Source organism: Pedobacter psychrodurus (assembly GCF_032678585.1).
In the GTDB taxonomy this organism is placed as follows: Bacteria; Bacteroidota; Bacteroidia; order Sphingobacteriales; family Sphingobacteriaceae; genus Pedobacter; species Pedobacter psychrodurus_A.
On the sequence record NZ_JAVTSN010000025.1, the window covers coordinates 36,949 to 50,729 of the forward strand.

At 36.6% G+C, this 13,781-nt stretch carries 13 protein-coding genes; 10 read left to right on the forward strand and 3 right to left on the reverse strand.

Annotation, left to right across the window (positions count from 1 at the left end; translation table 11 throughout):
- Positions 1-7 precede the first annotated feature (7 nt).
- The 4 genes from dtd (at position 8) to R2S57_RS16890 (ending at position 3,918) form a co-directional block, all read left to right on the forward strand.
- Positions 8-460, forward strand: a complete 453-nt coding sequence (dtd, locus tag R2S57_RS16875) for a D-aminoacyl-tRNA deacylase (RefSeq protein ID WP_316846120.1) — start codon at positions 8-10, stop codon at positions 458-460.
- A gap of 92 nt (positions 461-552) precedes the next feature.
- Positions 553-2,094: a glycosyltransferase family 39 protein gene (locus R2S57_RS16880; protein WP_316846121.1), complete on the forward strand. Its 1,542-nt coding sequence runs from the start codon at positions 553-555 to the stop codon at positions 2,092-2,094.
- Between the two features lie 102 nt (positions 2,095-2,196).
- Positions 2,197-3,411: a hypothetical protein gene (locus R2S57_RS16885; RefSeq protein WP_316846122.1), complete on the forward strand. Its 1,215-nt coding sequence runs from the start codon at positions 2,197-2,199 to the stop codon at positions 3,409-3,411.
- Between the two features lie 21 nt (positions 3,412-3,432).
- Positions 3,433-3,918: a hypothetical protein gene (locus tag R2S57_RS16890; RefSeq protein ID WP_316846123.1), complete on the forward strand. Its 486-nt coding sequence runs from the start codon at positions 3,433-3,435 to the stop codon at positions 3,916-3,918.
- A 49-nt stretch (positions 3,919-3,967) separates the two neighbouring features.
- Here R2S57_RS16890 and R2S57_RS16895 read toward each other — a convergent pair whose 3' ends face one another.
- Positions 3,968-5,377, reverse strand: coding sequence for a hypothetical protein (locus R2S57_RS16895; RefSeq protein ID WP_316846124.1), 1,410 nt, complete (start codon positions 5,375-5,377; stop codon positions 3,968-3,970).
- A gap of 105 nt (positions 5,378-5,482) precedes the next feature.
- Between R2S57_RS16895 and R2S57_RS16900 the strand changes: the two genes are divergently transcribed.
- Positions 5,483-5,809, forward strand: a complete 327-nt coding sequence (locus tag R2S57_RS16900) for a nucleotide pyrophosphohydrolase (protein WP_316846125.1) — start codon at positions 5,483-5,485, stop codon at positions 5,807-5,809.
- Between the two features lie 78 nt (positions 5,810-5,887).
- Here R2S57_RS16900 and R2S57_RS16905 read toward each other — a convergent pair whose 3' ends face one another.
- Positions 5,888-6,190 carry a DUF4286 family protein gene (locus R2S57_RS16905; protein WP_316846126.1) on the reverse strand — a complete coding sequence of 101 codons (303 nt, stop codon included), beginning with the start codon at positions 6,188-6,190 and terminating at the stop codon, positions 5,888-5,890.
- Positions 6,191-6,296: 106 nt separating this feature from the next.
- Here R2S57_RS16905 and R2S57_RS16910 point away from each other — a divergent pair, with 106 nt between their 5' ends.
- Complete coding sequence (locus R2S57_RS16910) at positions 6,297-6,560, forward strand: hypothetical protein (protein ID WP_316846127.1); 264 nt, start codon at positions 6,297-6,299, stop codon at positions 6,558-6,560.
- Positions 6,561-6,577: 17 nt separating this feature from the next.
- On the forward strand, positions 6,578-7,135 hold the full coding sequence (locus R2S57_RS16915; RefSeq protein ID WP_316846128.1) for a GNAT family N-acetyltransferase: 558 nt from the start codon (positions 6,578-6,580) through the stop codon (positions 7,133-7,135).
- Positions 7,136-7,211: 76 nt separating this feature from the next.
- Here the strand turns inward: R2S57_RS16915 and R2S57_RS16920 are convergent, their stop codons facing one another.
- Positions 7,212-9,035 carry a tetratricopeptide repeat protein gene (locus R2S57_RS16920; RefSeq protein ID WP_316846129.1) on the reverse strand — a complete coding sequence of 608 codons (1,824 nt, stop codon included), beginning with the start codon at positions 9,033-9,035 and terminating at the stop codon, positions 7,212-7,214.
- Between the two features lie 228 nt (positions 9,036-9,263).
- Here R2S57_RS16920 and R2S57_RS16925 point away from each other — a divergent pair, with 228 nt between their 5' ends.
- The 3 genes from R2S57_RS16925 to R2S57_RS16935 all read left to right on the forward strand — a co-directional run bounded on the left by R2S57_RS16925 (position 9,264) and on the right by R2S57_RS16935 (position 13,600).
- Positions 9,264-11,147, forward strand: a complete 1,884-nt coding sequence (locus tag R2S57_RS16925) for a S9 family peptidase (protein ID WP_316846130.1) — start codon at positions 9,264-9,266, stop codon at positions 11,145-11,147.
- 2 nt (positions 11,148-11,149) lie between these two features.
- Positions 11,150-12,823, forward strand: coding sequence for a HAMP domain-containing sensor histidine kinase (locus R2S57_RS16930; protein WP_316846131.1), 1,674 nt, complete (start codon positions 11,150-11,152; stop codon positions 12,821-12,823).
- A gap of 87 nt (positions 12,824-12,910) precedes the next feature.
- Positions 12,911-13,600, forward strand: coding sequence for a response regulator transcription factor (locus R2S57_RS16935; RefSeq protein WP_316846132.1), 690 nt, complete (start codon positions 12,911-12,913; stop codon positions 13,598-13,600).
- The last annotated feature ends 181 nt before the right edge of the window (positions 13,601-13,781 follow it).

Below are 13,781 nucleotides of genomic sequence, written 5' to 3' on the forward strand. Positions count from 1 at the left end.
GTATAAAATGCGGGCAGTTTTACAAAGAGTTACACAGGCAAGTTGCACAGTTGATGACCAGATAACAGGTGTTATTGAAACAGGATTTTTGGTGTTATTGGGGATTGAAGATGCCGATACTGTAGAAGATTTAGAATGGTTGGCGCAAAAAATTATCGGCATGCGTGTTTTTGGCGACGAAAATGGAATGATGAATAAGGCACTTGCAGATGTTGATGGCGATATCCTCCTGATCAGTCAGTTTACCTTATTCGCTTCTACAAAAAAGGGAAACCGACCAGGATTTACCAGGGCAGCCAGACCGGAAGTGGCCATTCCGCTGTATGAAAAGATGATCGAAAAGCTATCAGGTTTATTGGGTAAACAAGTTAAAACCGGAATTTTTGGTGCAGATATGAAAATATCCCTATTGAATGATGGTCCTGTTACGATTATGATAGATACCAAAAATAAAGAATAGTTGAAATTTAAACTGCAGGGCGTAACTAATTGAGCAACTAGCTGTCAAAAATCATAATCAATCTATTTCGAAAAATTGAACTCAAAGGTGATATGAACGATAAAAATCCGAACCGTTTAACGGAATATAGTTGTCTGGTGTTTTTTCTGATCTTAAAATTAGTTTTATCTTTTGTATTGGTTAATTCAGTTTACGAACTGCACCGTGATGAATTCCTCCATTTAGATCAGGCCAACCATTTGGCGGCAGGTTTTACCTCTGTGCCACCTTTAACTTCGCTGTTTTCCTGGTTGATTAAAGCCTTCGGTAGTGGTGTTTTTATGGTAAAGCTGGTTCCCGCATTAATGGGAGCCATTACCATATTATACTGCTGGAAAATTGTCGATTTTTTAAAGGGCAATTTATTGGCCAAATGTTTGGTTGCCGTTGCTTGTCTGTGTTCTTCTCTGTTGCGGTTAAATACGCTTTACCAGCCTAACTCTTTTGATGTTTTGGCCTGGACCGCCATATTTTATTACCTGATAAAATATTTCGATAAAAATGAGGCTAAATATCTGTACTACTTTTCCATTTTTGTTGCCTTAGGTTTTTTAAACAAATACAACATCCTTTTTCTGATTATTGGTTTATTACCAGCCATACTCATCACATCAAAGCGAAAAATATTTGCCGATAAACATCTCTACCTGGCCATTTTACTCGCACTTTTAATCATTTCACCCAATATCATCTGGCAGATTAATAATCACTTTCCGGTACTCAACCACATGAAAATTTTGCAGGCCACACAATTGGTTCATGTCAACCGGATTGATTTTTTTATTGGTCAATTCCTCTTTTTTATCAGTTCGATTTTTATCCTTTTTGCTGGGATTGGAAGTTTGATTTTTTATAAAGATTTCCGGAAATACAATTGGATTATCCTGACCTACACCATTACCCTTATTGTATTTAGTTATTTTAAAGCAAAAGACTATTATGCTTTAGGTTTATATCCTGTATTGCTCGTTTTTGGAGCTGTTTATTTAAGTCGGGTTTTAGCAACGAAATATATAATAACCGGATTGCTTTTTGCATTTAACATAGGTTCCTTTATTTATCTGTTGCCACTTTTGATGCCGGTTTATAGCCCTAAAGAAATCGTTGCCCACCATAAAAGGTTCGAGCGTGGAGGTGCATTGCGCTGGGAAGATGGCCAAAACCATGCATTGCCACAGGATTATGCCGATATGCAAGGCTGGAAAGAATTGGCAAAAATTGTTGATGTTGCCTACGAAAAGGTTAAAGATAAATCAACCCTGCTGGTGCGTGCCGATAATTACGGACAGGCTGGTGCGATCAATTATTATTCGAACTATAAAAATATAAGTGCAGTATCCTATAATGCTGATTATCTATATTGGTTTAAAATGGATAAACCGATCAAAGATTTAATTATGATAACCGGATGGAACGATGAAGATCCGCAACGTAAGCGGGAGCAGCCGTATTTTGGCAAGATTACCAAAATTGGAGAAATAAAAACGCCTTATTCAAGAGAAAGAGGCGCGGGTGTATTTCTGCTCGAAGATGCCAAAACAGAAGTGAGTGGCATCATAAAGTCAGAAATAGAAGAAGAAAAAAGCGATCATTAAGCTTTTGCTGTTTACTTTCTGAACGAATAGATTAGTTAATCTTTTTGATATAAGCATGTTTAATCAGTTAAATGATATATTTGATCCAGATAATAAAATTTTATGAACATAATTAACAATCTCAATTTAAAAAACACCTTGTTTACTTTTAAAAAGCTTAATATATTTTATTTGGCATTAGTATGCCTATTTGTGCTGAGCTGTAAACGGATAGTTAAGGTTGATAAAGAAGAAGTTGCCGGCAGCGACGACAAAGAGGAGGTTTCTACATCAAAGATGCAGGAAATTATGGCTTTAAAGTTGCCGTTAAAAACAGTTACGATAGATAAGCGCTATAATTTAACTATACCGGAGTCTGCTACGGTCGATTTTGCTAAAATTGAACCCCAGGAAGATACCAAGATAGGCAAAGTTGGCTCAATTGATCTGACGAAATTACCCGAGGCCTATTTATCCGTGGCGTTATACAATACTTTTACCCATCACGACGAATTGTATGACGAATACATCCTGATTTTTAAAGAAAATGACCCAAAAAGGTTAACCATCAAGGATATAAAAGAGAATTTTGAAAGGATGGATTTTGTTTATCTGGAAGACGAAAACAGCATCGTTTTTGAGCAGGGTGATAGTTTTTTTACTATTCACTTTGATTATGACGAGGCGAACAAAGCCTATATTTTTTATAAGGCAGAGATGAGCTGGAGTAAAAAATATCCTAAGCAACAAAAAGTCGATCTCTTTTTGCATCTGCTTAAACAGGCCAAAAATTTAACAAACCATAATTATATAAATACAAAGTTTACATCCTGGGATGACTATGTGAAAAATAGCCCGGTAATAGAAATTGAAATAGCAAAGGGCATGTTTAAAAAGCTGGAGAAAGAATTAAAAATATTTTTAGCGAATGATGAAAAAGTTTCGCCCAAAACTCCTGGCAACTATAAATTTGTGTCACTTTATCGCGCTACCAAGCCAAAAGAACTGGCCTTTTATAAATTTATTGATGCGGTGAAAACCAATCAGCTCAGCCAGTTAAAAGATTACGATTTTGGCCGGGAAATTTACGACATCAACAGTGGAAATGACTACAGTGTAAGGGAGCAGGAAGGTTGTTATCTGATCAATTTTTCATCAAAAAAATTCAGTGGCGAACTTCACAAAAGTGATATAACAGTTATTTGCCCTATGGAGTATAAGAACATCAGTTTTTTTATTCAAACCGCAGATGAAATACCGGAGGCTGATACTGATATATTTGTTAAGATGTTCAGTTATTTTAGCAAAAATTATACGCTTGATACCAAATTGAATTAATAACGCCTTAAAACTAAACACATGTTTAAAAATAATTTACTGGCCGCTTTGGTTATTTTGGGTATGGCATCCTGTAATCCGATAGGAGAAAAAGTTGCAGAAGTACCCTTATCGGCCGGCGAAATTGGCGCAGCAGATGCCATTGATTTAAAAAAGGGTGATGTAATCACTATATGGTCTAAAATTTCCGAAAGAAGCGATAAGGATGATGCGCCTTTCAAAGTAAAGTATAATATCGAAAGTAATGGTGAACGCATTATTTTCGATAGTTTGAAAGTAACAGACGGTAATCATATCATTAATGCCGAAAAAACTACCGAATCTTATACAGAAAGCAGCTCGGCAGGTGATAGTACAAAACATTATACCCTAAAACAATTTGAAATCGAGAATAAAAAGATAACCATTCCCCGCGATGGCAAGTACAATTTTGATTTCAAACTTGTAGATGGTGACTATGATTTCTTCAACAACGATATGTTGATCACATTGAGAAAAACAAGATAGTGATAATGCTTTTTCATTTCTTTGGAAATGAAAAAGCATTTAATTCTGTTTACTGAAAACGTTCGATATAAGCTTTAAATTCATCTTCGTTCCGCTGCTCAAAATATTCGGTATAAAAACATTTGTGCAGAATATAATCGATAACATAGTAGAATATAAATGTAGCAAGGGTGCCCAGCCACACAAAAGATATTATTTTATGCTTCAGAAATGATAAAAAGCCATCAGTGAAATCGAATAGGTCTTTAATATCAGAATAGTATAAAATACCCACAGCCAAAAAAGGAACAATTTTAGTGCTGATCTTAAATCTTGATAATAAGATAATTGAGACCACAAAAACAATCAGCTTGTAAAATACCGAAAAATCCCTCATCTGCTTTTCCTTTGAAAAATATTGATAAACATAATACATCACCAATAACGCACAATAAATTGCCAGGTGTATATTCCGTTTCTGTTTTAGGCTTTGGATATAATTACTAATGGATGTTCCGTTTATTTTAGTGTAAATAAGCAGGAAAAATGGCGCCAGGTTTAAAACAGGCAAAACCGACAAGGCGTTTATCACACCATAATATTTTTTTAACGTGTAATTGCGGAACTGGATCAGATTGGCAAAAAACCGCGCTGTTATAAAAAGAAAAATTAAGCCAGAAACCACATTGATCGCAGTTGAAATTTCCAATCCCGAAAATGAGAACGACATCGTGAAAACCGAGGCGCCCATTTCTACAATCAATAAAAGAAATATCGGATAGCTGATTAAAAAGCCCCACTTAAAGAAGTTAACAGAAACCGGCTGCACATCTATTGGATTTACCAGTTGTTTTAAGTTATAAATACGGTTTGATAAATATAAAAATGCAATTAAAACAGAAACGGTTTTAAAAGAAATCAACAAGAAAATGATGCATACTGCAATATCCTTTTGATATAGGGAAGTGCCAACAAAACTGCCGATAAATTTATATAGCGAATCTGGATCGGAAGACAATATAAAGCTGAAAATGATGGTAAAAACAAACTGTGAAATAAGCGACTTTGCTTTCGATATACCATCAGGTTTGGTTTCGGCACAGTAATAAAAAACGGTAAATAAAATAAGGGGAATTAAAAATGTAACGAAATTGAGTATGGTATAAATTTGTTCACTATTGTCGATTTCCATATGGTAATCTAAAAAACCTGCCCATTCTGACTTGAAAATATAATATGGCATAAACAATAACTGGATAATTACTCCTTTAGTAACCATTTTGTTCCTGTAGAAGTACCATGAAAAAACCAGGCTTTCCAAAAACCAGTTTTGCGTGTCCCACAAATAGGTGTAAAATGAAGTTTCAGGGCCATAATTATTGATGAAATAATTGCTGACTTGAAGAAAGGCGATAATGAGGCCCAGCACCCAGATAGAATGAATAGCTCTTTGTTGCTGATTACTGAAGATAGCGGTCATTTAGAGAATTTTATTTAGTATTGTGATTAGCGTTATTTAATAATAAGAATTACGTTGTGGCTAATATATCAAAACTTAGATAGCAAAAATAACTTTTAAAGAAAAATGACCATTAACGAAGCACAGGAAACAGTAGACCGTTGGATTAAAACGACGGGCATCCGGTATTTTAATGAATTAACCAATACTGCCATTTTGATGGAAGAAGTTGGAGAAGTTGCCCGGATTATGGCCCGTAAATACGGCGAACAATCTTTTAAAAAGAGCGATGAAGAGGTAAACCTGGCCGACGAAATGGCCGATGTGATGTTCGTATTAATCTGTTTGGCCAACCAAACCGGTATAAATCTAACGGATGCCTTAGAAAAAAATCTGGAGAAAAAGAGTATCCGCGATGCAGACCGGCATAAGAATAATGAGAAGCTTATATAAATTATTGAGTGATTGAATTTTGGATGAGTGAATAATATCTATAATATTCAATCATTCAAAATTCAATCATTTTTTGGCTTAGCCAATAAACTCCATCAAGGTTCTATACGCTACAAAACGGTTCTTATATCTTTCATTTAGCTCTTCCTGTAGGGCCGGAGCAAATATTTCCTGATAATTATTGTAGTTATCCAATGTTTCGGCAACATACTGGGCGCAATAGGTTACGCCTTCGTTTGGAGAATCTACAACCTTTAACAGGCGATTAGAAACAAACATTCCAGATGCCATAACTTTTGGAATATGAACATCTTGCATCCATTGTAACCACTCTTCGGCAGCTGCATCATCAAGTATAAGGGTAACATTATATAAAAACATAGGACAAAGGTAAATAATATATAATCGTTAAAAAATTGATGATAACGGATTTTATTCTTTAAAGTGGTACCAATCTTTTAAATTTGTCAATCCCATTGTTTAAAGCATGATACGAAGCAACGCCTCTCAAAAAATTGATAACTCTACGCGCAATTACATTTACACAGGCTATCTCACCGCAATTTCCGGGGGGATTTTGGGCCTGGTAATGGGCTGGGATTTAATGAAAGAGAAAAGAACAATTCGCTCTGGTGAAATACGGTTTTCCTATTCGCTAAGCGATAGGCAACATGGCGCCAGAATTTTAATTTTGGCGGGTATCTGTTCCATTTTTTTGCTAACCTTAACTATAATTGCATTGGATATCTAATCCTATCCATATCCTAAATGATTACCATTAGCACTTCATCTACTACCGGAGAACTGGAAGGCATTCTCGAACTTCAACAACAAAATCTAAAGAAGGATTTAACGCCCCAACAGATAAAAGAGCAGGGCTTTGTTACCGTTTCGCACGCGCTTGATGATCTGCAGAAAATGCAACAATATGAGCCTAATATCATCGCAAAAGATGGCGAACGAGTTGCCGCTTATGTACTTGGTATGACTGAACAATCGAAAAATGATATCCCCAGGCTTATCGAAATGTACGAAAGCTTTGATCATATTTCCTATCAGGAAAAGCCTGTTTCAGCGTATCATTATATTGTAGTTGGACAGGTTTGCGTAGGGCAGGATTATCGCGGTAAAGGTTTATTCGATCAATGTTATCAGGCATACAAAGAATATTTTATGCCTAGATACGATTTTGCGATCACCGAGATTGCAAGTATCAACTTACGATCGATGAATGCACATAAACGGATTGGCTTTCAAGTAATTTATACCTACACTGATACTAGCGGGGTAGAATGGAATGTTGTAGTTTGGGACTGGAAAAGGTAGGTTCGCCTGGCGTTTGGAGGTAGGCGTTTGGCACCGATTAACCGATTTCAACAATTAAGCAATAACCATCACTAAACTAAACCCCGTCGCCCCGTAAATTCCTAAACCTTTTCCTGGCTTCGGCGCTAAACATACTTCCCGGATAATCGGTAATCAGTTTTTGGAAATAAATTTTTGCCTGGGCAATGTCATTAAGTTTCTTTTCGTATAGATCGCCCAGGGTAAAGAGTGCATCGTCTGTCCAGATTCCATCTTTAAAATCTTCAGTTACTTTTTTAAGGATATCTGCAGCTTTTTGGATATCGTTTGCTTTAATAAAAATCCTGGCTTTGCTCATCATAATGGCATCAGTTAAACTGTTCTGTGGAAAAGCAATGGCAATACTGTCCATTTTTTTTACCGCACGTTCGGGCAGGTTTCTAAACAATAACATTTCTGCATCAGCATACATTTTTAACGCATTGCTATCTGCTGGTGTTTGAATGTTATCGTTGATCAATAAACTCAGGTTAAGGGCATCATTCGCAATAAGCTGGGAAGTAGCAGCCTTTAGAACCAAACACTGGCCATTGCTGTATTCGAAATTGCCCTGATAAAAAGAAAGTTTAGCGCTTCTAAAACGCGCTTCGTTGCCCACAGGCTGACCTTCAAACTGCTTGCTTACCTGCTCGTATACCAGAAAAGCTTCCCATGGCTGGTTGGTTAAAATGTAAATATCGCCTAAATCCAGTTTCAGTTGACCAAGCTCCTGATCATTAATACCTGGCATTTTTATCGCCTCTTCTAACTCTTTTTCTGCATTGCTAGGCTGATTTAAATAGTAAGCCTGTAGATTGGCCAGTTTTTTAATCGCGAAAAGTGTATTTCTGTTTTTGCCGTTTTCTTCCAATAATGCCTGATAATCTTTTGCCAGCAGATCAAGATCGGCTATAGTGTATTTCCCGTTGGTACGCAGGTTATACTTGGTGTTCAGCATTTCGATTTTGGAAGGCAGATAATACTGGTTATCCTTTCCTTTGGTTAACAGATAATCGTAAGCTTTAATGGCCGTTTCGTAAGCACCATTATCGACAAAAGTATAAATGGCATTAAATAAAGTGCCTCCATCCGCCTTGGTGCGTTTATCAAAAGCAATTAATTGGCGCAGGGCCATATCAAATTCCTGTTGCTGGATGTAATTCCAGGTAAGCAATTGTATATAAATTTCAGCGTCTGGTTCTTTCTGGATCTTTTTTAAAATGGCTGCCTGAAAGGTCTGATAATCATTTTTATCTTCAAAAATAGAGGCCAGTACAGCTTCGGCCTGTGGTAAAAGCTGTGGCATGGTACCCATAGCATCCAGATACTCTTGCATCAGCATGGGCTTGTCCTTTTTAAAACGATAGATGTTCAATAGTTCAAAAGCAAATAACTGATCATTGCCCAACAGTTTTCTTCCCTGTTTAAAAGTTTGAACAGCAAAGTCATAATTTTCAAAACGGTAAAAGCTATTGGCTAAATTCCTAATCTTAAATTCGTCTTTCGGAAGTTTGCCAATCACCTCAGTAAACATCTTGTTTGCCGCTTGCACATCCCCCTTTTCCTGATAAAGTTTGCCCAGTGCTATGGGATAAAGATCACTCTGTGGACTTTTCCTGATTTCCTTTTTTACTAATTTTTCGGCAACATCATAGCGCTTCAATTTTACAAGTGTATTGAAATAGATATCGAAATAGGCCTCGTTATCGGGAATGGAATAGAGTTTTTCGAGCAGAACAACTGCCTTTTCATAGTCACCATCCTGGTAATATTGAATGGCTAAAGTACTTTCATCGGGTGCAACCTGTTGGTTGGGACGGAAAATCTGTGCGTCGGCCCCAAATGTCAACAGTAAGAATATGATGAATAGTAAGCGGTTCATAAACCCTAAATTATAAGTTTTAAATGTAACATTTTAATACATCTTTAGCTAAAGCGCCAATTGATATTAAACGTATTTTAAATGTTACCTGTATTTTATTTTGTAGCTATTTTATAAATACTAAATTGAACCACGACTTATTATTGTTTGCATAAGTAACATTGTTGGTGTAAATCGCGGTAAAGTTGTTATGATACTTATTTTTGTCATCCCGTAAAGGATTTATTTATGCTAAAAAGGATTTTTCTATTGTTTATGGTTGCATTGATTTGGGCTTGTAAAGGCTCGAACGATGACACTATTCCTGTAGACGATTTTTTTAAAACACAGGATAAAGCCTATTACCGGATTTCTCCTGACGGGAAGAGCCTGTCTTATTTAAAACTTCAGGATAAAAAACTCGATCTTTTTGTAGAAGAGCTCGCTACGGGCAACAGCATTCAACTTACCCATTTAAATGGAAAAAATATTGGCTTTCAATTCTGGACGAGTAATAATGAATTGATTTATTCCACCGAAGATGGATCTAAAGAACGCAGATCTGATATTTTCGTGATCAATAAAGATGGAAGCAAACAGGTACAGTTGAGCGCCAATGAAAAAAACCGGTTAAAGGTAATAGAAGACCAACTAATTGATGATAAATATATTATTGTGGCCTCAAACAAACGCGATTCGACGGTTTTTGATGTATATCGCCTAAATATACGCGATGGAAAAATGGAGGTTGTGGCAAAAAATCCTGGTAATATTACCAGATGGATGACTGATAGTAAAGGCGTGCTTAAAATTGCCGTGGCCAGTGATGGGGTGAATGAAACCTTAATGTACCGCGAAAAGGAAGATCAGGCTTTTGCACCAGTGATGACCAATAATTTTGAGACCACTTTCCAGCCAATCGCATTTTCGGAAGACCAGCCCAATGTATTGTATGCGATCTCTAGTGTTAACCGCGATAAAAATGCATTGGTGGCCATTGATTTAAAAAGCGGAAAAGAAAAACAGGCTCTTTTTGCAAACGATACCTTAAACGTGGTAGACGCAACCTATTCGCGTTTTCGAAAAAAAATGCTTTTTGCAACCTGCGAAACCTGGAAAAGAGAAAAATATTATCTTGATGACAGTACTAAAGTGGCTTACTCTAGAATAGATAAACTTTTACCTGGCACCGAATGGGTAATTCTGGATAAGGATAAAACGGATAAAGTATTTGTAATACGGACTTTTACCGATAAAAACCCTGGTTCTTATTATCTGTACACAGCCAGTGAAAATAAGCTTAAAAAACTTACGGATGTGAGCCCTTCCATTAAACCGGAAGACATGAATGCCATGAAACCGATCAGTTTCAAAAGCCGTGATGGTTTAACCATTAATGGTTATTTAACCCTGCCTAAAAATAAAAAGCCGGTTAATTTACCTGTGGTGGTGTTGCCACATAATGGCCCCAAATCGAGAAACAGTTGGGGATATAATGCCGAAGTGCAGTTTTTAGCCAACCGCGGTTATGCTGTTCTGCAGGTAAATTACCGTGGCTCTACAGGTTATGGGAAATCGTTTTATGCTGCGGGTTTTAAACAATGGAGTGATAAAATACAGGAAGATGTTAACGATGGTGTTAAATGGTTAATTGGCGAAAAAATTGCCAATCCTAAAAAAATTGCCATTTATGGTAATGGTTTTGGAGGTTATATTGCGCTAAATTGTTTGTATAAAAATCCCGATATTTATAAATGTGGTGGATCAAATTCTGGCGTGATTAACCTGTTTAGTTACCTAAAAACCTTTCCTCCATATTTAAAGGCGAAATTACAGATGTATTACGAAATTGTAGGTAATCCGATAACCGAAACTGATTATATGCGTTTTGCATCACCAGTGTTTCATGCAGACCGGTTTAAGGCACCTATTTTTATTGCTCAAAACCCCAAAGACCCTAGTGTGAATGTTGCGGAAGGGGTACAGTTTATCAAAGAGCTTAAAAAACGAAATGTTCAGGTTACCTATATCGAAAAGGAGGAGGGCCCAGATCCAGTGGTACGCCAGCAGAGCAGAACAGCCTTGTACAAAGCCTTAGAAGAGTTTTTAAAGGAAAATCTAGGTAAAAAATAGATATGGCCTTAGATAAGAAAAGCAGTTACCGTAAAAATTTCTCCCTTGGTGTAACTTTCATTGTACTCATTTCCATTCTTTTTATCCTTTCGCTTTTCCTGGCATTTAACTACAGTAAAAAATCGATAGAGAATGATTTTGTATCGGAAAAGGTAAATGTGCTGGAGCAAAGTATTAAGCCCTATAACGACTTTTTTCAGAACAAAATGCCTGAAATTTCCTATTATAATGGCTTTTTGGATTCCTCTACCGCATCCAAGTTTGTGGATACGGTGATGTTAAAATATCCCTTTATTTCGAAGGTTACCTTTTACGATACAGAAGTAAAGAATGTTCCGGTTAAAGATGGTATCAATGCAAACCACCTGGGTATTGGTCCCAAATCTATCTATCAGTTTGGTAAAGGGATACAACCCGATTCGGTAAAGCTATACTCGGAAGATGATACCCGCTCTTTTGCAGTAGGTAGCGATTTTAACGCAATCGCAATCAAACTGGCTACTTTTGTTGAAGATCTGGATACCGCATCGGTACCCACACAAGAAGAACTGTTCACCAATTTTTCTATTGTTAATTCCAACGAAAATAAAATCACCTACCTTAATATACCCCGTAGAGAAGATTTAAGGAATTATAAGGATATGATTAGGCGCAAGCTTAGCCCTGCACCGGTTTATCAGCAGGATGTAATGGTTTTTAAGTTAGATGCGCATAAAATCAAGGTGGTGAATACAAGGCCTTTATTGTACCAAAGTATCAGGATTGAACCGCTTACCTATGATCCGATCGATACTTCTGATGAAAATATTACCACAGAAATAGCCTTGCCCGGTGCATTTTCGGATTTTAAGTTTTACTTTCTTTCCTCCAAATCGTACATCAAAAAAGAGATTTTTATTTACTTCATGCCAATTGCCCTGGTACTTTTGTTGGTTTATGGTGTGCTTTTATTGGTTGCCTTTTTAATTTACCGTAACCTGAACATCAACAGTAAAATGTTTAAGCTGCAATACGACTTTGTAAATAATCTTACACATGAATTTAAAACGCCTGTTAGCGTCATTAAAATTGCAGGCAACAACATTAAAAGCGCTACAGCTTTAACGCAGCGCGAGCAGCAGCTTTATGGTAAAATACTAGATGAAGAAGCCGATAAACTGAATGGTTTAATGAACAAACTACTGGCTTTTACCCAGATCGAGAATAAGGCGATCAAACTCAACCACGAGGAAGTTAATATTGTTGATTTTATAGAAAGCACTATCGAATCGCATACCTTAAAACATCCCGATTTTAAAATGACTTATGAGGTGCTGGGCTTTAAAACCTTTATTACCGATCCTGTGTTATTGGGGAGTTTGTTCGATAATTTGGCTGAAAATGCCTATAAATATTCGAAACCTGATCAGAAAAAATTACATATCAGCGCAAAACTGATTAAAGGGGTGCTGGTTTTCCGTTTTACGGATAAAGGGATAGGTATCGCATCGTCAGAATTAAACAATATATTTAAGAAGTTTTTCAGAATTCAGAATGAATATAACCAAATGGGAAGTGTAGGCTTGGGTTTGGCATTCTGCAAAGAACTGGTTAACTTTATGGATGGAGAAATCTCTGTAAAAAGTAAAGTAGGGAGCGGCACTGAATTTAAGATCGTGCTGCCATATAATAGTTAAATTTTAATAGTTGAAATGTTAAATCTTGCAAGGTTGAATTTAACCTTGAAACTTTTCAACTTTGCAACAGCATTAAAACACACATACATGTCTAAAGAAGTAAAAATATTAATCGTAGAAGATGATGAAAATCTTCGCTTTCTTGTAGCTCACCGTTTAAAAGGAGAAGGGTACACCGTACTCGAAGCAAATGATGGCGAAGCTGGTGAAAGAATGATTTTGGCCGACCAGCCTGATATTGTTTTATTGGACTGGATGATGCCAGGTAAACAAGGTGCTGAAGTTTGCGAGAATGTGCGCAAGCAGGGTTTTGAGAACCTGATCATCATGATGACAGCTAAGGCACAGGATGTGGATAAAATCGACGCCTATAACTTTGGTGCATCTGATTATATCACCAAACCATTTAATATGGATGTTTTAGTGGCCATGTTAGAAAGTAAGGTGAAATTCATTGTCAATAAAGATACAGCCGAAATCCACCGTTTTGGCAATATGGAACACCATCCAAACATTCATACTTTGTTTAGGGATGGAAAGAAAATAGAATTAACCATATTGGAAAACCGTATCCTGCTTTATTTCTTGCGTAATCCGGGTAAGGTAATCAACCGCGACGAATTAATGTTGGTGGTGTGGGGTTATAATTCTGATGTAAATACCAGAACACTTGATATGCACATTGTACGCTTGCGTAAGAAGATCGAACTGAATCCTGATAATCCTCAGCTTTTACAAACTGTTAGGGGCGTAGGATACCGTTTTAACGCGGGATAAATAATTATTGAATGATTGAGTTTTGAATGATTGAATGTTTAGGCACCATGCCAGAATATTCAATCATTCAAAACTCAATCATTCGAAATTCAATCATTTTAGACCTAGCGCGATATTCCCTCATTTAATCATTCAAAATCAATCATTATTAATTTAAGCTCTCTGACCGGTTATATATGCT

Coding starts and splice junctions, on each gene's coding strand:
- dtd (WP_316846120.1), top strand. CDS start 8: ATGCGGGCAGTTTTACAAAGAGTTACACAGGCAAGTTGCACAGTTGAT.
- R2S57_RS16880 (WP_316846121.1), top strand. CDS start 553: ATGAACGATAAAAATCCGAACCGTTTAACGGAATATAGTTGTCTGGTG.
- R2S57_RS16885 (WP_316846122.1), top strand. CDS start 2,197: ATGAACATAATTAACAATCTCAATTTAAAAAACACCTTGTTTACTTTT.
- R2S57_RS16890 (WP_316846123.1), top strand. CDS start 3,433: ATGTTTAAAAATAATTTACTGGCCGCTTTGGTTATTTTGGGTATGGCA.
- R2S57_RS16895 (WP_316846124.1), bottom strand. CDS start 5,377: ATGACCGCTATCTTCAGTAATCAGCAACAAAGAGCTATTCATTCTATC.
- R2S57_RS16900 (WP_316846125.1), top strand. CDS start 5,483: ATGACCATTAACGAAGCACAGGAAACAGTAGACCGTTGGATTAAAACG.
- R2S57_RS16905 (WP_316846126.1), bottom strand. CDS start 6,190: ATGTTTTTATATAATGTTACCCTTATACTTGATGATGCAGCTGCCGAA.
- R2S57_RS16910 (WP_316846127.1), top strand. CDS start 6,297: ATGATACGAAGCAACGCCTCTCAAAAAATTGATAACTCTACGCGCAAT.
- R2S57_RS16915 (WP_316846128.1), top strand. CDS start 6,578: ATGATTACCATTAGCACTTCATCTACTACCGGAGAACTGGAAGGCATT.
- R2S57_RS16920 (WP_316846129.1), bottom strand. CDS start 9,035: ATGAACCGCTTACTATTCATCATATTCTTACTGTTGACATTTGGGGCC.
- R2S57_RS16925 (WP_316846130.1), top strand. CDS start 9,264: ATGCTAAAAAGGATTTTTCTATTGTTTATGGTTGCATTGATTTGGGCT.
- R2S57_RS16930 (WP_316846131.1), top strand. CDS start 11,150: ATGGCCTTAGATAAGAAAAGCAGTTACCGTAAAAATTTCTCCCTTGGT.
- R2S57_RS16935 (WP_316846132.1), top strand. CDS start 12,911: ATGTCTAAAGAAGTAAAAATATTAATCGTAGAAGATGATGAAAATCTT.